We start from the raw sequence: 19,113 nt of genomic DNA, 5'->3' as shown, positions 1-19,113 counted from the left end.
AAGATAGGGCTCGGAGCACGCCGATTGTTGTCCGGAAGCGCCCGGCCCTCCAACCCCTGCCCGGGTATGACAAACCCGGAGCCGGTTCGCGAATGCCCACCCGCCGATCCCGCCCCGCCCGCCGTCACGACGCCGGCCGAGGCCCGCCCGGCGGGCCTCCGCGCGCCGGGCTCAGGGCATTCCCGGAGACGACGAAAACTCATAGCCCGATCAGAAAACATCGATTCACCGGCCGCGCCGCGGCCCACCACAATCGCCTCACTCCCAACCTAATCGACGAGACACCGCAATGACCGCATCTCAACCCAGGCAGCTTTACATCGGCGAAGGCTTCGAAGGCCCCGGCGTCAACCTCGCGCACATCAACGTGCTGGTCGGCCCGCGCAACGGCCCGGCGGGCCAGGCGTTCGCCACGGCCCTCGCGACGCCGTCGGCCGGCCATGCGCCGTTCGTCGTGATCGCGCAGCCGGGCGTGCCGACCAAGCCGCTCACGCTGTACGTCAACAAGGCGCAGATCGCCAACGATTTCCACGGCAACGCCACGTGGGGCGCGTCGCAGGCCGGCATCGCGAAGGCCGTGGCCGAAGCGCTCGAGAACGGCACGCTGCCGCCCGAGGCGGAAAACGACTGGGTCGTCGTGTCGGCGAACTGGGTGAACCCGCAGACCGACGATCTCGATGCCGTGTTCGAGAACAACTATCGCGCGTGCCGCAACGCGATCGTCGCCGCGATGGAAGGGCTGCCGCATCGCGATGCGGTGTTCGCCGCCGCGCGCGACGTGTCGAACCCGTTCTACACCCCGAAGAAAAACTGACGACGACAAGCGGCCGACACAAGGCCGCACCTGGAGGAAACATGGAATACGTCCGCCTCGGCCAGTCCGGCCTGAAGGTGTCCCGCCTGTGTCTCGGCACGATGAACATGGGCACCCCCGAATGGAAGCCCTGGATCTTCGACGAAGCGCAGAGCGAGCCGATCGTGCGCCGCGCGCTCGACGCCGGCGTCAACTTCATCGATCTCGCGGACTTCTATTCGACGGGTGTCGGCGAGGAAGTGGTCGGTCGCATCCTGAAGCGCAACGCACGCCGCGAGGAGCTCGTCGTGACGACCAAGGTCGGCTACGACATGGGCAGTTATCCGAACGCGGGCGGCCATTCGCGCAAGCACGTGCTCGACGGCATCGACGGGTCGCTGAAGCGGCTCGGGATGGATTACGTCGACATCTTCATGCTGCACTTCTTCGACGTGAACACGCCCGTCGAGGAAACCATGAGCGCGCTGCACGACATCGTGCGCGCGGGCAAGGCGCGCTATATCGGCGTATCGACGATGTACACGTGGCAGTTCGCGAAGATCATGCAGGCCTGCGAACGAAACGGCTGGGACAAGCCGATCAACATGCAGCTGCAGCTGAACCTCGCGTATCGCGAGGAAGAGCGCGAGATGGTGCCGTACTGCATCGACCAGGGCGTTGGCGTGTCGGTGTTCAGCCCGCTCGCGCGCGGCCTGCTGACCTGCGAGCCGCAATCGACGCGCAACCAGACCGACTTCTTCACCGCGCAGATGTACGGCGACGCTGCGTCGCTCGCGATCGCGGAATCGGTCGCGAAGGTCGCGAAGCGCCGCGGCGTACCGCCCGCGCAGATCGCGCAGGCGTGGGTGCTGAGCCGCCCCGGCGTCGCGAGCATGCTGGTCGGAGCGGATTCCGTCGCGCAGTTCGACAGCGCGCTCGGCGCGCTCGAAACGCAGCTCACCGAAGAAGAACTGCACGAACTGGAACGCAACTACACGCCGTGCGACCTGATCAACGACTACACGGCCGGCAAGCGCATCGCGCGCGCGTCGCGTCCGGCGCAGGGCAGCTTCGCAACGGACTGAAGGGCTGCGGCTCCGATGCACTGAAGGAACGACACACCATGAACGAATTTCTGAGGACCGGCCATTACATCGGCGGCGAATGGCACGAATCGCATGGCGCGAGCGATGCGACCTATCCGGTGTTGAACCCCGCGACCGGCGAGACGATCGCGAAAGTCGCGAAAGGCGGCGCCGACGACACGCAGCGCGCCATCGACGCGGCCGCGCACGCGTTTCCTGCGTGGCGCGCGCTGACCGCGAAGGAGCGCGGCGCACGCGTGAAGCGCTGGGGCGAGCTGATGCTCGAGCATCGCGATGCGCTCGCCGAGCTGCTGACGCGCGAGCAAGGCAAGCCGCTCGCGGAAGCGCGCGGCGAAGTCGCGTACGCGGCGAGCTTTTTCGAATGGTTCGCGGAAGAAGCGAAGCGCATGTACGGCGACGTGATCCCGAGCCCGAAGCCGGATTCGCAGATCGTGGTCACGCGCGAGCCGGTCGGCGTCGTCGCGGCGATCACGCCGTGGAACTTCCCGCTCGCGATGATCACGCGCAAGGCCGGCCCCGCGCTCGCGGCCGGCTGCACGATGGTGCTGAAGCCGTCCGAGGAAACGCCGCTGTCGGCGTTCGCGCTCGCAGTGCTGGCCGAGCGCGCGGGCGTGCCGGCCGGCGTGTTCAACGTCGTGTCGGGCGACGCGGTCGCGATCGGCGAGACGCTGACGAGTTCGTCCGTCGTGCGCAAGCTGTCGTTCACGGGCTCGACGCGGGTCGGCAAGCTGCTCGCGAAGCAGTCGGCCGACACGCTGAAAAAGCTGTCGCTCGAACTCGGTGGCAACGCGCCGTTCATCGTGTTCGACGATGCCGATCTCGATGCGGCGGTCACGGGCGCGATCGCGTCGAAGTTCCGCAACACGGGCCAGACCTGCGTATGCGTGAACCGCTTTCTCGTGCAGGACGGCGTGTACGACGCGTTCACGCGCAAGCTGGCGGACGCCGTGCGCACGCTGCGCGTCGGCAACGCGCTCGCCGGTGAAGTCGACCAGGGGCCGCTGATCAACGAGGCGGCGCTCGGCAAGGTCGAGCGGCACGTGGCCGATGCAACCGCGAAGGGCGCGCACGCGCTCACCGGCGGCAAGCGCCACGCGCTCGGCGGCACGTTCTACGAGCCGACCGTGCTGACCGGCATGACGCCCGACATGCTGATCGCCGAAGAGGAAACCTTCGGTCCCGTCGCCGGCTGCTTCCGCTTCACGACCGAGGAAGAGGCCGTCGCCGCGGCCAACGACACGCCGTTCGGGCTGTCCGCGTACTTCTACACGCGCGACCTCGGCCGCGCGTGGCGCGTGTCGGGTGCGCTCGAGAGCGGGATGGTCGGCGTCAACGACGGGATCATCTCGACCGAAGTCGCGCCGTTCGGCGGCGTCAAGCAATCGGGGCTCGGCCGCGAAGGCTCGAAGTACGGCCTCGACGAATACGTGGAACTCAAGTACACGCTGATGGCCGGCCTCGGCCGCTGACCGCTCCCCGCGGTCGACCCGCGCCGCGCGCCGCCCGGGCGCGCGGCGCCTTGCAGGGCGCTCGCGGGCATTCCTGCCCGCGCAGGCCGCTGCATCGCGCATGACAACCCAGGAGGCAGCTTGACCCCAGCCAACGTTCAATCCGGCACCGCGCGCGCGTTGCCGCTGTCGCGTGGCGCCGAGGCGCCGCACCGCCCCGTCGCGCTCGACGACGTGCCGCTCAACCGTTTCCACGTGAAGATCGCCGGCCTCACGTTCGGCGCGCATTTCACCGAAGGCTACACGCTCGGCACGATCGGTTATGCGCTCGCCGCGCTCGGCAGGCAGATGCCGATCGACGCGTTCTGGATGGGGATGATCGGCAGCTCGGCGCTGATCGGCATCTTCTTCGGCAGCCTCGTGTTCGGCTGGCTGTCCGACCGGATGGGCCGGCAGAAGATCTTCCTGACGAGCTTCGTGATCATCACGGCGGCCGCGTTCGCGCAGTTCTTCGTCACGTCGCCGCTCGAACTGTGCGTGCTGCGCGTGCTGATCGGCTTCGGGATGGGCGGCGACTTCACCGTCGGCCACGCGATCCTCGCCGAATTCTCGCCGCGCAAGCATCGCGGTGCGCTGCTCGGCTCGTTCAGCGTGATCTGGACGCTCGGCTATGTCGCCGCGAACGTGCTCGGCCTCGCGTACGGCGACGCCGCGCCCGACGCATGGCGCTGGCTGCTCGCGTCGGCTGCATTGCCTGCGCTGATCGTGCTGGTGCTGCGGATCGGCACGCCCGAATCGCCGCGCTGGCTGCTCGGCAAGGGCCGCGTGCAGGAAGCGCGCGCCATCGTCGCGAAACATTTCGGGCCGCACGTGACGCTCGACGGTTCGGCCGAACCGCAGGCGAATGCCGGCTTCGCGCGACTGTTCCGGCGTGACCTGATCCGCCGCACGCTTTTCAACTGCGCGTTCTTCGTGTGCCTCGTGATTCCGTATTTCGCGATCTACACGTTCCTGCCGACGATCCTGAAGACGATCGGCCTCGCCGAAGGCTTCGGTGCGGACCTGCTGCTGAACGCGTTTCTCGTGCTGGGCGCGCTGATCGGCATCTGGCTGACGATCCGGCTGTCGCGACGCGGCTTCCTGATCGGCTCGTTCGCGGTGACGTGCGCGTCGCTCGTCGCGCTCGCGGTGCTGCCGTCGGCGGCGGCCGTCGCGATGATCGTCGCGTTCGCGATCTTCACGCTGACGATGTCGGCGTTCAGCAACCTCGTCGGCGTGTTCCCGCCCGAGTGCTTCCCGACCGAAGTGCGCGCGAGCGGCGTGGGCCTCGCGATCGCGTGCAGCCGGCTCGGTTCGGCGATCGGCACGTTCCTGCTGCCGGCCGGCATCGCGACGCTCGGCTTTCACGCGACGATGTTCGCGCTCGCGGGCGTGTTGCTGGTGGGGATGATCGTGTCCATCGCGTGGGCGCCGGAGACGAAGCATCTGACGCTGGAGGAAGCGTCGGGGCATTGACGAGGGTGGCGGGCTGCGTGGCCGCCGGCTTCATCGCGCGCGAGGCTTTTGCCTCGACTCGCCGCCGATGCGCGCCGGCGACACCGAGCGCGATTCTGTCGCACCCGGTCGTGGGCGGGCTCGCTCATTCCGGGCGCGATGAGATGCTCGCGTTCGCTCAGAACAGAATCGACGCGTAGTCCCTCGCGCCGTGCAGGACGTGAAGGATGTCGATCCGCGTCGGCGGATCGCCGACGACTCGATAGAAGATCTGGTAGTTGCCGTACACGCGGTGCCGCACGCCGTAACGCTCGAAGCGCGGCACCAGCGGAAACGCCAGCGGCATCGCGGCCAGACTCATGCACTTGTCGCGAATCTCCCGCACGAACGTCACGGCACGTTGCGGGTTGTCGCGTGCAATGTAATCGGCGACCGCTTCGAGTTCGGCAATCGCAAAATCGGACAGGCGCACGATCAGGCCTGCCGATCCGCCTGCGCCCGATACTTCGCCTCGAGACGATCGAAGACTTCCGCCGCCTCGGCGCCGCGCCCTGCTTGCGCATCGGCCAGGCTGCGCGCGATCACCGCGTCCAGCGCGTTCAGTTGCGCCTCGCGATCCTGGATCAGGCGCACGCCTTCGCGCAGCACTTCGCTCTTGGACCCGTAACGCCCCGATTCGACCAGCTTCGCGACATAAGCCTCCAGTTGCTGGCCCAGTTCCGCACTGATCATGTCGACCTCCCGAACGGATTGAATTCGATCCATGAAGCGTATCCCGGTTATCAACTATTATCAAGAAGACGATCTCCAGAGGGGCAGCGCGAATGCTTTCACATCCGATCGGCCGGATGAACGGAACCTCATTCCGACAGGCTGCTGCGGCGCCGGCATTCATCCGGTTTTCGCCTTCACTCGTGAAGCCTTGCCGAACGCTCACCATGCGGACACCGATCATGATCGAAGACATCGTCACGCCACAACCCGGCCTGAAGGTCTATGCGTCGGACACCGACGTCCTCGCCGCGCACCAGGCCGCACTCGCGCGCCATTTGCATCCGCTCGTGTCGATCGACCTGTCGGCGATCGATCCGTATTGGGAAGGCTGAATCTACCCGCTCAGCCCGGTCGAACCTTATGACGGGGTCGTCGGACAGGACACGGCCGCGCACCACAACGACTATCTGCGCGCGAACTGGATCGGGTTCCGGCTCGACGAAAACAACCGCTATACGTTGCTCGGCGACCCGCGCTACTTCTATCCGGAGAACCCGCCCGACACGTACGGCGCAGGCTTTCGCAAGAAACTGGACGCGCATTACACCGGGCAACAGGCCATACGAGCCGGTCGGCCGCGCGGCGCTGCTGACGTTCGACTGGTCGTAAGGCCGGCGGGACGGCGGGCGTTCCGTCTCGCGGTTGGCCGTTCGGCGGACTCGGCGCGGCGGATTCGCGGCGATATGCTGGGGTTTTCCATTCTTCCGGCCGCCATGTCTACCCAACCCGTCGATCTCAGTCATACGTTGCCGTACGAGAAGGCATTTTTCGACGGTCACTTGGCGATCGAGCGTAACGATCTGGACATCTCCGCATTGCTTGGTATGGATGACGAAGTTCCTGACGGGTTGCTCGCTTCGTTATGCGGCGCGCCGTCCGGATCGGACGTACAGGCCTATCTCGACAGTGCGGGCAGACTGACGTTCTCCGTCACACACCCGACGTTGATCCAATCGGAAAACCGGATATCCGTCTTCCAAACTGGCGACTCGCAGGTACTCGAACTTCGCTCAATCGATCTGGTCGACAGCGCAGCCGCCGGGCTCGGCGCGGCTATGCTCTGGAGAATCGTTCGAGCATGTGATACGTTGGGCATCGCCCGGATCACCGCCTTCGCGATCGGCGGCCGCAAAGCGCCGCCGGAGTCGGGCGGCCAGCGGCTCTACGGATACTACGCGTGGCCGAGGTTCGGCTTCGACGCTTCCATTCCTGGCGCGCACGCAGACGAAGCCGCGCTGTTCCAGTTCTTTCGGGGATACCCGGTCGGGCTGGCCGATGGCTCGCTTCGATCACTACGCATGCTTTATACGACTCGAATCGGACGAGACTTCTGGCGAGCCGCCGGATCACATCGGTGGATGACATTCGGCGTTGCATCGCATGGCGCATCCGTGCTGGCGCTACGCGATTACTTGATCGAGAAGGGGATTTACGATGCCAGAAAAGCATAGCCCGATAACCCGATTCCGGATTGCGCGGCCGTCAGCGGCACGCAGGCGCACGACGAACGGGAATCGTGTCGTCCGGCGCGCGGAAATGCGACGACTCCTTGAAGAATTCCTCGCATACGAACTCCGTCGCAATCTCGCGCGTGCGTCCTCCGCCGAACTGGCCGCACCGCCGATCAGCACGCCCGCCGCGCCGCTGCCGAGAACCGTCTTCAACGTGGGACGCATCGATCCGTCGAAGTGCAAGTTACCCATCATTTCGGAAGCCGAGGCCAGAGCCATCGGGGGCCGCGAAACGTTCATGCACTTCGGCCTGGACCCCGATTTGTATTCCTCGGCTGGTGACACTCTCTGACAGAATCGACGACAGCGACCGGGGCGATCCGCACGACCTCGTGACAACGGGTATCGGCACACGATCATGTCGCCCCGACCACGCCCTACCCCCGCCGCCCCGCCTGCCCCCGCAACCACGCGGCAAACGCAACCACGTGCTCGACCGCGATACTCTCCGGCTCGACATCGAGCCAATAGCCGAACGGTCCGATCGGCTGCACCGGCGACAGCCGCACGAGGCTGCCCTCGGCCATCTCCTCCTCGATCATGTTCAGGTCGACCACCGCGAGCCCCGCGCCCTTGCGCGCCGCGCGGATCGCCTGTTCGAGCGTGGAAAACTCGATGCCGTCGGTGATCCGCGCCACCGGCACGCCGGCCTGCTCGCACCAGTCGGCCCATAGCGTCAGGCGCTTGCCTTCGTGCAGCACGTGCAGCGACGGCAGCCGGCCGAGCAGCACGTCGAGCGCATCACCGCGATAACGCGGCGCGCCGACGAGCGCATGCCGCTCCATCAGCAGCAGCTCCGACTGCATCCCCGCGCGCGCCGCGCGCCCGAAGCGGATGTGGCAATGGCAGTCGTCGGCCGGCTCGGTGCGGATCGACAGCTCGACGTCGGGCAGCGCCTGCGCGAGCGTGCCGAGCCGCGGCGAAAACCACTGCGTCGCGAACGTCGGCGGCAGCGACACCGTCAGGCGCCGCTTCGCACCCGGCCGCGTGGCGGCGACTTCGTCGACGCCGCGTTCGATCGTATCGAACGCCTGCCCGATGAACGGCAGCAACCGCTGGCCGGCATCGGTCAGGCGCACGCCCTTGTGATCGCGCTCGAACAGCCGCGCGCCGAGCGCCTCCTCGAGCAGCCGGATCTGCCGGCTCACCGCCCCCTGCGTCACGCACAGCGAAACCGCCGCACGGTTGAAGCTCAGGTGACGCGCGGTCTCCTCGAAAAATCGCAGCGCGATCAACGATGGCAGGCGTCGCATGATGTGTGTCCCTTTCGTTCGTATCGTTCGTATCGTTCGTGCTGTTGCGAGCCGGCGCCGCCGACCATCCTGCGGGCAGCCCGGTCGCAACGAGGCGCGCCAACCGCCGCGCCGTAAAAGCCCCTGAGGCCCGCGCGCTCCGTCGCATCCATTGACCGTCCCCGCGCCCGCGCCGCCCGCCTACAATAAGCATCCCGCACCAGACACGACACCGCCCCGTGAGACGCAAGATGCCGGCGCTGAACGCGCTGAAAGCCTTCGAGATGGCCGGCCGCACCGGCAGCTTCACACGCGCGGCCGAGTTGCTCAACGTGACGCAGAGCGCGGTGAGCCGCCAGGTTCGCCAGCTCGAGGGCCAGCTCGGCGAAACCCTGCTCGAGCGCCGCCATCACCAGCTCGAACTGACGGCGGCCGGCCGCGTGCTGCTGCGCGCGCTGCAGCAATCGTTCGACAAGATCGAGCTGACCGTTCGCAGCCTGCAGGAAAAAACCCACCTGAACCGCCTGCGCGCGAACGTGCCGCCCACCTTCGCCGCGCGCTGGCTGATGCCGCGGCTCGGCCGGCTGCGCGACGCGCATCCCGAATTCGAGCTGAGCCTCACGACCCGCATCCACGACAGTCTCGGCGAATCGCGCGTGCTCGACTGCGCGATCCGCTTCGGCGACGGCGAATGGGACGGTTTCGACAACGCACTGCTGATGCAGGAGCAGCATATCGCCGTCTGCGCGCCCGCGCTGTATGCGCGGCTGCGACAGGACGGCGCGCCGATCGACCTGAACCGCTTCACGCTGCTGCACGTGCTCGCCACCGACGACCAGCGCTACCTGACTTGGCAGCACTGGCTGAAGGCCGCCGGCATCGCCGACGTCGACACGCGCGGCGGCTACGAATTCGACCTGCTCGACCACGCGATCCGCGCGGCGATCGACGGCCTCGGGATCACGATCGCCGATCGCCACATGGTCGCGCGCGAACTGGCGACCGGGCAGCTGATGCAGGTGCTCAACGTACACGTCGACGGCCACCAGTCGTACTGGTTCGTCACGCGGCCCGAGCAGACGAACCTGCCGCACATCGTCCAGTTCCGCGACTGGCTGCAGCAGGAAGTGTGGCTCGCGAAGCGCCATCTCGAACCGTCGTCGCCGCTGCCGCAAGTGCCGCTGGCCTAGCACACGATCCGCGCCCCAAGCGTAGCCGACCGCCCCGCGCCGCGCCGAAGCGTCAACCGCGGCCGACACCTTACCGGCTCCCGCTCGCGCGCGCATCCGGATCAGTCGGAAAAAATGCGGCCTCGCCACCGCCGGTCCCGCTACCGGCCCGCGCCACGCAAGCCTTGCCGGACGCGCGATTCCGGCCGATCGAACGAGTAACGTGCGTTTTTCTCATGCTCGACGCGAAAATAAGTCGTTTGTCGTGTGTTAAACGCATGAAGAGAATGGCCTCTGTCCCGTACCGCGCGTGTCGCCACCCGAAGCGATCCGCCCGCATTCATCGGAGGAGTCACTTCATGCGCACCGAACGCAACTACGTGAACGGCCGTTTCGTCGCCCCGGAAAGCGACGCGTTCATCGTGGTCCACAATCCCGCCACCGAAGCGCCGTTCGCGCACGTGCCGGCCGCGACGCCGGCCGACGCGCTCGCCGCCGTCGACGCCGCGGCCGCCGCGCAGAAGGCGTGGCGCAAGCTGCCGAGCGCCGAGCGCGCCGTGTACCTGCACCGCTTAGCCGACGCGCTGACCACGCGTGCCCCCGAAATCGGCGCGGCGCTCGCGCAGGAATCCGGCAAGAGCATCGAGGACGCGTCGAACGAGGCCGTCTACGCGGGCCAGATCACGCGCTATCACGCCGAGTGGGCGCGCCGGATCGAGGGCGAGATCATCCCGAGCGACACGCCCGACGAGAACCTGTTCCTGCAGCGCGAGCCGATCGGCGTCGTCGCATGCCTGATCCCGTTCAACTATCCCGTCTACACGCTGCTGCGCAAGGTCGCGCCCGCGCTGATCGCCGGCAATACCGTGGTCGTGCGGCCGAGCAACCACACGCCGGTGTCCGCGTTCGAGATCGCGAAGGCGGCCGACGAAGCGGGCTTCCCGCCTGGCGTCGTCAACATCCTGACGATGGATCACGCGACGGCCGAAGCGCTGTGCACGCACCCGGCAGTCGGGATGATCACGCTGACCGGCAGCGTGAACGCGGGCCGCAAGGTGCTCGATTACTGCAAGGCGAACATCGCGAAGCCGTCGCTCGAACTCGGCGGCAAGACGCCCGCGATCATCGAGCCCGACGCCGACCTCGAACGCGCGGCCGCCGCGCTCGTCGCGTCGAAGACGACCCATTGCGGCCAGCTCTGCACGGCGATCGAGCGCGTGTACGTGCACGACAGCGTGCACGACCGTTTCGTCGCGCTGCTGAAGGAGAAGATGGCCGCCGTGCGCATCGGCGACCGTGCGCAGGACGCCACGCGGATGGGCCCGCTCGTCAGCGCATCGGCGCGCGCGCACATCCACGGGATGGTCGAACGTGCGATCGCGGCGGGTGCGACGCTCGAAACCGGCGGCGCGATTCCCGACGGCCCCGGCTTCTTCTACCCGCCCACGCTGCTCACCGGCGTGCGGCAGGACATGGAGATCGTGCAGGAGGAAACCTTCGGCCCGATCATGCCCGTGCTGCGCTACACGACGATCGACGAAGCGATCGCGCAGGCGAACGACCACCAGTTCGGCCTGTCGTCGGTGCTCTATACCGAGCGCTACCGCACCGCGATGACCGTCGCGAACGCGATCGAGGCCGGCGAGCTGTACGTGAACCGCACGCCGGCCGATCCGTACCAGGGCTTCCACGCCGGCTGGAAGCGCTCGGGCCTCGGCGGCGACGACGGCAAGCACGGGATGCTTGAATTCACGCAGACGCGCCTCGTCGTCATGAAGTACTGACACCGCCGCACCCAAGCACCGTTTCCGGCGCGCGCGCGACGACACCCGCCGCGCGCCGCCCTGACCCACCAGAACATAAAAAACCTGCAGGCATCCGCCTCAAGGACGCCTGATGGAGGAAGACATCATGCCGACCCAACCGTCGACGCCCGCCGCGTCGCTCGCGCTGCACGACGACGCTCACGCGTCGCAGCATTCCCGCGCGCAACGCTACCTGCAACTGCTGCTGCTCGTGATTGCCGCGGGCGCGATCTACCCGATGCTGTATCTGCGGCAGGTGTACCAGCCGACGATGCTGCAGTTTTTCCATATCGACGACGTGCAGCTCGGTTACCTGTATTCATCGCTCGGCACGATCTTCCTCGTCAGCTACCTGCCGAGCGGCTGGCTGGCCGACCGCCTGTCGCCGCGCTGGCTGATCTGCTTCTCGCTGCTCGCGACGGGCGCGCTCGGGCTCGTCTACGCGACCGGGCCGTCGTTCGACACGCTCGTGCTGATCTTCGGCGGCTGGGGGCTGACCACCGGCCTCACGTTCTGGGCCGCCGTGATCAAGCGCGTGAACATGATCGCGGGCCCCGACGAACAGGGCCGTTTCTTCGGGCTGCTCGACGGCGGCCGCGGGCTCGTCGAGGCGCTGCTCGCGACGATCGCGATCACGCTGTTCGCCTACGTGACGCAGGCGCGCGGCGGCACCGATGCGGCCGGCTTCACGCTCGTCGTGCATCTGTACGCGTTCTTCTGCATCGCGCTCGGCGTGCTGCTCGCGCTGGTGAAGGACCCGGCGGGCGCGGGCGATCGCAAGGCCGTGACGGAACGCCGAAAAGGCAGCGTGCTGACCGACCTGAAGACGCTCGCGGCGATCCCCGAGCTGTGGCTCGTCGCCGCGATCGTGTTCTGCGGCTACCAGGTGTTCTGGGCGACCTACAGCTTCTCGGCCTACCTGCACGAAGGCAATTTCGGGCTCAGCGCGACGGCGGCCGGCTTCATCACGACGCTCAAGCTGTGGATGCGCCCCGTCGGCGGCATCGGCGGCGGCTTCCTCGGCGACCGCGTCTCGAAGGTGTCGGTGCTGTTCTGGGCGCTGGTCCTCGCCGCGCTGTCGCTCGTCGGGCTGATCGCAGCACCCGCGCATAGCCCGCAGGCGATGCTCGTCGTGCTCGTGCTGTTCATCGGCATCCTCACCTATGCGATCCGCGGCCTCTACTGGTCGCTGCTCGACGACTGCAAGGTGCCGACGCATTGCGCGGGCCTCGCGATCGGCCTGATCTCGGTGCTCGGCTATTCGCCCGACGTGTTCGTGCCGCTGATCAACGGCTACGTGACGCATACCTGGCCGGGCGCGCACGGCTACCAGCTCTATTTCGGCTACATCGCTGCGATCGCGCTCTGCGGCGCGGGCGCGGCCGCGTTCCTCAAATACCGCCTCAACCGCCTTTCCCGTATCCAGGAGTCCGCATGAAGATCGTTTCGCTCGAAACCCATATCGTCGCCGTGCCGCCGCCGCATGTCGGCGGGATGTACTGGATCTTCGTGAAGCTGAAGACCGACGACGGCATCGAAGGCGTCGGCGAGATCTACTCGGCGACGTTCGGCCCGAAGGCGATGGCGCCGATCATCGACGACGTGTTCGAACGCCACCTGCTGAACCGCGACCCGCATCACGTCGAACGGCTGTTCCGCCAGGCCTATTCGAGCGGCTTCACGCAGCGACCGGATCTCACGATGATGGGTGTCGTCAGCGGCCTTGAAATGGCGTGCTGGGACATCATCGGCAAGGCCGCCGGCAAGCCCGTGTACGAACTGCTCGGCGGGAAGATCCACGAGCGGCTGCGCTCGTACACGTACCTGTACCCGAAGAACGCGAAAGGCGAATACGACTACGACGATCCCGACCTCGCGGCCGAATGCGCGGCGCAGAACGTGAAGCTCGGCTTCACGGCCGTCAAGTTCGACCCGGCCGGCCCGTACACGGCCTACTCGGGCCACCAGCTGTCGCTCGAAGTGCTCGACCGCTGCGAGACGTTCTGCCGCAAGGTGCGCGAAGCCGTCGGCAGCAAGGCCGACCTGCTGTTCGGCACGCACGGGCAGATGGTGCCGTCGTCGGCGATCCGGCTCGCGAAGCGGCTCGAGAAATACGACCCGCTGTGGTTCGAGGAGCCGGTGCCCCCCGGCCAGGAAGAGGCGATCGCGCAAGTCGCGAAGCACACGTCGATTCCGATCGCGACCGGCGAGCGCCTGACCACCAAGTACGAATTCCACAAGCTGCTGCAGGCGGGCGGCGCATCGATCCTGCAGTTGAACGTCGCGCGTGTGGGCGGCCTGCTCGAAGCGAAGAAGATCGCGACGCTCGCCGAAGTGCACTACGCGCAGATCGCACCGCACCTGTACAACGGGCCGGTGGGCGCGGCCGCGAGCATCCAGCTCGCGACCTGCACGCCGAACTTCCTGATCCAGGAAAGCATCATGACGTGGGGCGGTTTCCACGCCGAAGTCGTGAAGACGCCGATCCGCTGGGAAGACGGCTACATCGTCCCGTCGAACGAGCCAGGCCTCGGCATCGAACTCGACATGGACGTCGTGAGGCGCCACACGCCGTACACCGGCGAACGGCTGCACCTGCAGATGGGCGAACACCCCGTCGACGTGAAGGATCTCGCTCCCGCGAAGGGCTGAGCGCAAAGGACAGACATGAGCTACGACTACATCATCGTCGGCGCGGGCTCGGCCGGCTGCATCCTCGCGAACCGCCTGAGCGAATCGGGCCGGCACTCGGTGCTGCTGCTCGAAGCGGGCGAGCGCGACGCGTCGTTCTGGTTCAAGGTGCCCGTCGGCTTCACGAAGACCTACTACAACCGCCGCTACAACTGGATGTACTACAGCGAGCCCGAGGCGCAGCTCGCCGATCGCAAGCTGTACTGCCCGCGCGGCAAGGTGGTCGGCGGCTCGGGCTCGATCAACGCGATGGTCTACGTGCGCGGCCAGCGCAGCGACTACGACGACTGGGCGGCCGCCGGCAATCCGGGCTGGGCGTACGACGACGTGCTGCCGTACTTCCGCAAGCTCGAAACCCACGCGGCCGGCGCGACCGATCCGCAGCATCACGGCGCGACGGGGCCGATCCACATCACGTCGATGAAGGCCGACGTGCATCCGATCGTCCACGAGTTCCTGAAGGGCTGCGGCGAACTGAACCTGCCGCGCACCGACGATTTCAACGGCGCGCAGTTCGAGGGCGCGGGCATCTACGACCTGAACACGAAGCACGGCGAACGCTGTTCAAGCAGCTTCGCGTACCTGCGTCCCGCGCTGGGCCGCGCGAACCTCACGCTGCGCTCGGGCGTGCTCGTGCGGCGCGTGACGTTCGACGGCACGCGCGCGACCGGCGTGGTCGTCGCGGGCGGGCATGGCGACGAAACGCTCGTCGCCGCGCGCGAGGTGATCCTCGCGGCCGGCGCGGTCGATACGCCGAAGCTGCTGCAACTGTCGGGCGTCGGCGATCCGGCGCTGCTCGCGCGCCGGCGCGTGCCGCTCGTGCATGCGCTGCCGGCCGTCGGCCGCAACCTGCAGGACCACCTGTGCGTGAGCTTCTACTTCAAGGCGAACCGGCCGACGCTGAACGACGAGATGGGCACCCTGCTCGGCAAGATGAAGATCGGCTTGCGCTACCTGCTGACGAAGCGCGGCCCGCTCGCGATGAGCGTGAACCAGGCGGGCGGCTTCTTCCGCGGCACGGCCGATGCGCAGGAGCCGAACATCCAGCTTTACTTCAACCCGCTGTCGTACCGGATCCCGAAGAGCGACCGCGCGAGCATCAAGCCCGAGCCTTACTCCGGATTCCTGATCGCGTTCAACCCGTGCCGGCCGACGAGCCGCGGCACGATCGAGATCGCCTCGAACCGCGCGGAAGATGCCGCCAAGATCCACATCAATGCGCTGACCACGCAGAAGGATCTCGACGAGGCCGTGCAGGGCAGCAAGGTGATTCGTGCGCTGATGCGCGCGCCGGCGCTGAAGTCGATGACCGTCGAGGAAATCTCGCCGGGGTCGCAGGTCGATTCCGACGAAGCGATGCTGCAGTATTTCCGCGAGCAGTCGGGTTCGATCTACCACCTGTGCGGCTCGTGCGCGATGGGGCCGGACGCCGCGACGTCGGTGGTCGATGCGTCGTTGCGCGTGCACGGGCTGCAGGCGCTGCGGATCGTCGATGCATCGGTGTTCCCGAACATCACGTCGGGCAACATCAACGCGCCGACGATGATGGTCGCGGAGAAAGGCGCGGATCTGGTTCTGGCGGATGCGGGGCGTGGCGACGCGGCTGCCGTGAGAGCAAGCGAACGGGAAACGGTCACGCATTAAGGCGGCTGCGTTCTCGACGATGCGGGCAGGCGCGCGCGATGCGGTTGCGTGCCGGCCCGGCGATCGGCTTCACGATGCGACTCAACTCAACGCAACGTCAACGCCACGACTACGCCCAATAGGACAACACGATCAACGGGTCGCCCCCTTCCTTCGTTGCTCGCCAGTTGATGAACGCGCTGCACTCGACGAGCGCGGCGAATATCTCCGGATTGCGATCCTTCAACGCTCCCGCATCGTCGATCCGCAGCGACACTATGCCGTGCTCGTAGCAATAGTCGCTCATGCAATCGTTCCATGCATCCATGTTCCGGCCGTAGTAACCCGGAAATCCGAATTCGCTCGCGAAGTAGTCGTGAAACTTCGCCCAATCGCCAAGCGCTTTTCCGTCCACGCTGAATCGGTTCATCGAGCCCTCTCGTTCATCGGAAAATCACTACCGCCGTTCGTTTTTCACGCCCCGAAGGCCGGTTCGCCGGCATCGAACAGGTCACACCCGCCCGGGCCGATCCCGCAGATCGTCGACACACTGCAGTGAACCGCATCTCGTACTTCAATTCACCTCCAGTCCCGCGCCCCGCTCCGCACGCCCACCTCGTCGAACACCCGCACGATGTGATCGATCATCGCGCTCATCCGTGCGGTATGCCGCAAGTCCTTGTGCGTCACCATCCAGACTTCATAAGGACGCGCGGACGTACGCGCCGGCCACACGCGCACCAGCGCGTCGCGCTCCGCGATCGGCACCGGGAGCTCGGCGAGCCCGAGCCCGGCGCGCGCCGCCGCGCGCAACATCAGATTCGAATTCAGCCCCGACACGATCCGCCCCGCGCGCACCGGCTCGCCGACCACCGTGAGCGGGCCGCGTGCATTCAGGTGCGGCAGGAAGCACACGAGCTCATGCCCTTCGAAGCCGGTGCCGGGCACCGGTTCGCCATGCCGCTCCAGGTATTCCTCCGACGCGTACAACCCCGTCGGCCACGCGGCGAGCCGGCGCGTGAGCAGATCGGGATTGTCGGGCTTGATCGTGCGGATCGCGATGTCCGCCTCGCGCTTGGCCAGGTTCTCCACCTGCGTCGACGTGTTGAGCAGCACGCGCACGTCCGGATGCTCGTCGTGCAGGTCGCGCATCGCGCGCATCACGAATTCGAGCCCGATCGTATCGGTCGTCGTCACGCGCACGTCGCCGGCAAGACGCCGGTCGACGCCCTGGGTCTGCCGCACCAGGTCGATCGCCGATTGCTCCATCTTCTCCACGTTGCGCAGCGCGACCTCGCCCACCGCGGTCGGCACGTACCCGGCCGACGTGCGCAGGAACAGCGTCGCGCCGAGCGCGCGCTCGAGCGCCGCGAGCCGCCTGCCGACCGTCGCCTGGTCGAGCCCGACCGCCCGCGCGGCGCCGCGCAGGCTGCGTTCGCGGTGGATCGCGAGAAAAATGCGTGCGTCGTCCCAGTTCAAGCGGTTTCTCCGGTGTGATGCAAATTTGCATCTGTGGTCGTGAAAATCGCTGCGCGAATTCATCAAGGCCCAAGCCTATACTTTTTTCACCGACCACTCACCAGTCTTTTCGAGGCAAACATGTCCGATACGCTCTCCCCCGTTCCCGCCGACATGGCGGCAGTCGAAATCACGCGCCCCGGCGGCCCCGAAGTCCTGGCGACCGCACGTCGCCCCGTGCCGCGGCCGAAGGCCGACGAAGTGCTGATCCGGGTTCACGCCGCCGGCGTGAACGGCCCGGACGTGCTGCAACGCAAGGGGCACTACAACCCGCCGCCCGGCGCATCCGACATCCCGGGCCTGGAAATCGCGGGCGAAGTCGTCGCGACCGGCGCAGCCGTGCGCGGCTTCGCGCCGGGCGACCGGGTCAGCGCGCTGGTGACGGGCGGCGGCTATGCGGAATACGCGGTCGCCCATCACCTCACGACGATGAAGCTGCCGCCCGGCCTCGACATGATCGAAGCCGCGGCGCTGCCGGAAACGTTCCTGACGGTCTGGCTGAACCTGATCCAGCGCGGGCGGCTGCAGGCGGGCGAATCGGTGCTGATCCACGGCGGCGCGTCGGGCATCGGCACCACCGCGACGATGATCGCGAAGGCGATGGGCGCGTCGACCGTCATCACGACGGTCGGCTCGGAAGCGCATCGCGCCGCGAGCCTGCAGCTTGGCGCGGATCACGCGGTGCACTACCGGGAAGAAGACTTCGTCGCCGAAGTCGACAGGATCACCGCCGGCAAGGGCGTGGACGTGATCCTCGACATCATCGCGGGCGACTACGTCGCGCGCAATTACCGGGCCGCGGCGATGAACGGGCGGATCCTGCAGGTCAGCGCGCTGAACGGGCCGGCGAAGGAACTCGACGTGTGGCCGATGATGACCAAGCGCCTCACGCACATCGGTTCGACGCTGCGCTCGCGCACGCCGGAGGAGAAGGGCGCGCTCATCGCCGAACTCGAACGGCACCTGTGGCCGCACGTCGCAGCCGGCACGGTCAGGCCGCAGGTGTTCCGCACCTTCCCGCTCGACGACGCGCGCGGCGCGCACGTGCTGATCGACTCCGGTGTGCACGTCGGCAAGATCGTGCTGACGACGGCCGCGCACCGCGCGGCCTGACCGGGCACGGCGCGTCAGTTCACGCTCGTGCGCTTCTCGACGAACCGCTTCACGTAATCGTCCGCCGGACGCGACAGGATGTCGTCCGGCGTGCCGACCTGCACGAGCGTGCCGTCGCGCAGGATCGCGATCCGGTCGCCGATGCGCAGCGCCTCGTCGAGATCGTGCGTGATGAACACGATCGTCTTCGACAGCGTCGCCTGCAGTTCGAGCAGCTGATCCTGCATCTCGGTGCGGATCAGCGGATCGAGCGCGGAGAACGCCTCGTCCATCAGCAGCACGTCGGTATCGGCCGCCAGCGCGCGCGCCAGCCCGACACGCTGCCGCATCCCGCCCGACAGCTCGTCCGGATAATGATCGCCGTAGCCGTCGAGCCCGACCTTCGTCAGCCAGTTGCGCGCGGCCTCGGCCGCGTCGTGGCGCTTCTCGCCGCGCGTGCGCAGCGCATACGCGGCGTTGTCGAGCACGGTCTGGTGCGGCAGCAGCCCGAAGTTCTGGAACACCATGCTGACCTTGAAGCGGCGCAGCTCGCGCAGGCCGTGCGCGTCGAGCTTGATCACGTCGCTGCCGTCGATCACGATCTCGCCGGCCGTCGGCTCGATCAGCCGGTTGAAGTGCCGCACGAGCGTCGATTTCCCGGAACCCGACAGCCCCATGATCACGAAGATCTCGCCCGACTCGATGCCGAGGCTCACGTCGTTGAGCCCGACGTTGCAGCCCGTTTCGGCCAGCACGTCGGCCTTGCGCTTGCCCGAGCGCAGCAGGTCGAGCACGCGCGCATGCGCGGCCTGCGGCCCGAACAGCTTGTACACGTGTTTGACGTCGATGGTCGCCAT

19 protein-coding genes are annotated in these 19,113 nt (G+C 67.2%); 13 read left to right on the top strand and 6 right to left on the bottom strand.

Going from position 1 to position 19,113, the window contains the following annotated elements:
- The first annotated feature begins 289 nt into the window (after positions 1-289).
- The 4 genes from fae (at position 290) to DIE04_RS23625 (ending at position 4,862) form a co-directional block, all read left to right on the top strand.
- Positions 290-814 (top strand): formaldehyde-activating enzyme, encoded by a 525-nt coding sequence (gene fae / locus DIE04_RS23640; RefSeq protein WP_124520836.1) that lies wholly within the window; start codon positions 290-292, stop codon positions 812-814.
- Between the two features lie 41 nt (positions 815-855).
- Entirely contained in the window at positions 856-1,878 is a 1,023-nt protein-coding gene (locus DIE04_RS23635; RefSeq protein WP_124487033.1) for an aldo/keto reductase, read from the top strand.
- A gap of 38 nt (positions 1,879-1,916) precedes the next feature.
- Complete coding sequence (locus tag DIE04_RS23630; protein WP_124520838.1) at positions 1,917-3,368, top strand: NAD-dependent succinate-semialdehyde dehydrogenase; 1,452 nt, start codon at positions 1,917-1,919, stop codon at positions 3,366-3,368.
- A 159-nt stretch (positions 3,369-3,527) separates the two neighbouring features.
- Positions 3,528-4,862, top strand: coding sequence for an MFS transporter (locus DIE04_RS23625; protein ID WP_260426244.1), 1,335 nt, complete (start codon positions 3,528-3,530; stop codon positions 4,860-4,862).
- 157 nt (positions 4,863-5,019) lie between these two features.
- On the opposite strand, the gene DIE04_RS23620 is transcribed toward DIE04_RS23625, so the two are convergent.
- The gene (locus DIE04_RS23620; protein WP_044848069.1) at positions 5,020-5,319 is read right to left on the bottom strand and encodes a type II toxin-antitoxin system RelE/ParE family toxin; all 300 of its coding nucleotides are present in this window, start codon (positions 5,317-5,319) and stop codon (positions 5,020-5,022) included.
- Positions 5,316-5,573 (bottom strand): type II toxin-antitoxin system ParD family antitoxin, encoded by a 258-nt coding sequence (locus DIE04_RS23615; protein ID WP_124521000.1) that lies wholly within the window; start codon positions 5,571-5,573, stop codon positions 5,316-5,318. The genes DIE04_RS23620 and DIE04_RS23615 overlap by 4 nt, the downstream gene beginning before the upstream one ends.
- 221 nt (positions 5,574-5,794) lie before the next feature.
- On the opposite strand from DIE04_RS23615, the gene DIE04_RS29880 reads away from it, so the two are divergent.
- From DIE04_RS29880 to DIE04_RS23605, 3 genes are all read left to right on the top strand, one after another.
- Complete coding sequence (locus DIE04_RS29880; RefSeq protein WP_185500415.1) at positions 5,795-5,947, top strand: hypothetical protein; 153 nt, start codon at positions 5,795-5,797, stop codon at positions 5,945-5,947.
- A gap of 126 nt (positions 5,948-6,073) precedes the next feature.
- Positions 6,074-7,066, top strand: a complete 993-nt coding sequence (locus DIE04_RS23610) for a hypothetical protein (RefSeq protein ID WP_260426238.1) — start codon at positions 6,074-6,076, stop codon at positions 7,064-7,066.
- Between the two features lie 85 nt (positions 7,067-7,151).
- Entirely contained in the window at positions 7,152-7,418 is a 267-nt protein-coding gene (locus DIE04_RS23605) for a hypothetical protein (RefSeq protein WP_124487036.1), read from the top strand.
- An 85-nt stretch (positions 7,419-7,503) separates the two neighbouring features.
- On the opposite strand, the gene DIE04_RS23600 is transcribed toward DIE04_RS23605, so the two are convergent.
- The gene (locus DIE04_RS23600) at positions 7,504-8,379 is read right to left on the bottom strand and encodes a LysR family transcriptional regulator (RefSeq protein WP_124520842.1); all 876 of its coding nucleotides are present in this window, start codon (positions 8,377-8,379) and stop codon (positions 7,504-7,506) included.
- A gap of 230 nt (positions 8,380-8,609) precedes the next feature.
- On the opposite strand from DIE04_RS23600, the gene DIE04_RS23595 reads away from it, so the two are divergent.
- The 5 genes from DIE04_RS23595 to DIE04_RS23575 all read left to right on the top strand — a co-directional run bounded on the left by DIE04_RS23595 (position 8,610) and on the right by DIE04_RS23575 (position 15,667).
- Entirely contained in the window at positions 8,610-9,548 is a 939-nt protein-coding gene (locus DIE04_RS23595) for a LysR substrate-binding domain-containing protein (RefSeq protein ID WP_011356424.1), read from the top strand.
- 338 nt (positions 9,549-9,886) lie between these two features.
- Positions 9,887-11,311: an aldehyde dehydrogenase gene (aldA, locus tag DIE04_RS23590; RefSeq protein ID WP_124520845.1), complete on the top strand. Its 1,425-nt coding sequence runs from the start codon at positions 9,887-9,889 to the stop codon at positions 11,309-11,311.
- 127 nt (positions 11,312-11,438) lie between these two features.
- Positions 11,439-12,770: a nitrate/nitrite transporter gene (locus tag DIE04_RS23585; RefSeq protein ID WP_185500414.1), complete on the top strand. Its 1,332-nt coding sequence runs from the start codon at positions 11,439-11,441 to the stop codon at positions 12,768-12,770.
- Entirely contained in the window at positions 12,767-13,984 is a 1,218-nt protein-coding gene (locus DIE04_RS23580) for a mandelate racemase/muconate lactonizing enzyme family protein (protein WP_124520849.1), read from the top strand. The genes DIE04_RS23585 and DIE04_RS23580 overlap by 4 nt, the downstream gene beginning before the upstream one ends.
- 15 nt (positions 13,985-13,999) lie before the next feature.
- Positions 14,000-15,667 carry a GMC family oxidoreductase gene (locus DIE04_RS23575; RefSeq protein WP_124520851.1) on the top strand — a complete coding sequence of 556 codons (1,668 nt, stop codon included), beginning with the start codon at positions 14,000-14,002 and terminating at the stop codon, positions 15,665-15,667.
- A 109-nt stretch (positions 15,668-15,776) separates the two neighbouring features.
- On the opposite strand, the gene DIE04_RS23570 is transcribed toward DIE04_RS23575, so the two are convergent.
- Complete coding sequence (locus tag DIE04_RS23570) at positions 15,777-16,076, bottom strand: barstar family protein (RefSeq protein ID WP_124487042.1); 300 nt, start codon at positions 16,074-16,076, stop codon at positions 15,777-15,779.
- A gap of 149 nt (positions 16,077-16,225) precedes the next feature.
- The gene (locus DIE04_RS23565; RefSeq protein ID WP_124520853.1) at positions 16,226-17,125 is read right to left on the bottom strand and encodes a LysR family transcriptional regulator; all 900 of its coding nucleotides are present in this window, start codon (positions 17,123-17,125) and stop codon (positions 16,226-16,228) included.
- A 120-nt stretch (positions 17,126-17,245) separates the two neighbouring features.
- On the opposite strand from DIE04_RS23565, the gene DIE04_RS23560 reads away from it, so the two are divergent.
- On the top strand, positions 17,246-18,277 hold the full coding sequence (locus DIE04_RS23560) for an NAD(P)H-quinone oxidoreductase (RefSeq protein ID WP_124520855.1): 1,032 nt from the start codon (positions 17,246-17,248) through the stop codon (positions 18,275-18,277).
- Positions 18,278-18,291: 14 nt separating this feature from the next.
- On the opposite strand, the gene DIE04_RS23555 is transcribed toward DIE04_RS23560, so the two are convergent.
- Positions 18,292-19,113 carry a glycine betaine/L-proline ABC transporter ATP-binding protein gene (locus DIE04_RS23555; protein WP_124487045.1) on the bottom strand — a complete coding sequence of 274 codons (822 nt, stop codon included), beginning with the start codon at positions 19,111-19,113 and terminating at the stop codon, positions 18,292-18,294.

Source organism: Burkholderia sp. Bp8994 (genome assembly GCF_003853805.1).
Lineage (GTDB): Bacteria > Pseudomonadota > Gammaproteobacteria > Burkholderiales > Burkholderiaceae > Burkholderia.
Note: the sequence above shows the minus strand (reverse complement) of the source record. Positions and strands in the feature narration are given on the sequence as shown.

Bases quoted from the DNA above. Each gene is read 5' to 3' on its own strand.
- DIE04_RS23555 (WP_124487045.1), bottom strand. From the start codon at position 19,113: ATGGCGACCATCGACGTCAAACACGTGTACAAGCTGTTCGGGCCGCAG.
- DIE04_RS23615 (WP_124521000.1), bottom strand. From the start codon at position 5,573: ATGATCAGTGCGGAACTGGGCCAGCAACTGGAGGCTTATGTCGCGAAG.
- DIE04_RS23560 (WP_124520855.1), top strand. From the start codon at position 17,246: ATGTCCGATACGCTCTCCCCCGTTCCCGCCGACATGGCGGCAGTCGAA.
- aldA (WP_124520845.1), top strand. From the start codon at position 9,887: ATGCGCACCGAACGCAACTACGTGAACGGCCGTTTCGTCGCCCCGGAA.
- DIE04_RS23575 (WP_124520851.1), top strand. From the start codon at position 14,000: ATGAGCTACGACTACATCATCGTCGGCGCGGGCTCGGCCGGCTGCATC.
- DIE04_RS23585 (WP_185500414.1), top strand. From the start codon at position 11,439: ATGCCGACCCAACCGTCGACGCCCGCCGCGTCGCTCGCGCTGCACGAC.
- DIE04_RS23605 (WP_124487036.1), top strand. From the start codon at position 7,152: ATGCGACGACTCCTTGAAGAATTCCTCGCATACGAACTCCGTCGCAAT.
- DIE04_RS23630 (WP_124520838.1), top strand. From the start codon at position 1,917: ATGAACGAATTTCTGAGGACCGGCCATTACATCGGCGGCGAATGGCAC.
- DIE04_RS23580 (WP_124520849.1), top strand. From the start codon at position 12,767: ATGAAGATCGTTTCGCTCGAAACCCATATCGTCGCCGTGCCGCCGCCG.
- DIE04_RS23600 (WP_124520842.1), bottom strand. From the start codon at position 8,379: ATGCGACGCCTGCCATCGTTGATCGCGCTGCGATTTTTCGAGGAGACC.
- fae (WP_124520836.1), top strand. From the start codon at position 290: ATGACCGCATCTCAACCCAGGCAGCTTTACATCGGCGAAGGCTTCGAA.
- DIE04_RS23635 (WP_124487033.1), top strand. From the start codon at position 856: ATGGAATACGTCCGCCTCGGCCAGTCCGGCCTGAAGGTGTCCCGCCTG.
- DIE04_RS23570 (WP_124487042.1), bottom strand. From the start codon at position 16,076: ATGAACCGATTCAGCGTGGACGGAAAAGCGCTTGGCGATTGGGCGAAG.
- DIE04_RS23595 (WP_011356424.1), top strand. From the start codon at position 8,610: ATGCCGGCGCTGAACGCGCTGAAAGCCTTCGAGATGGCCGGCCGCACC.
- DIE04_RS29880 (WP_185500415.1), top strand. From the start codon at position 5,795: ATGATCGAAGACATCGTCACGCCACAACCCGGCCTGAAGGTCTATGCG.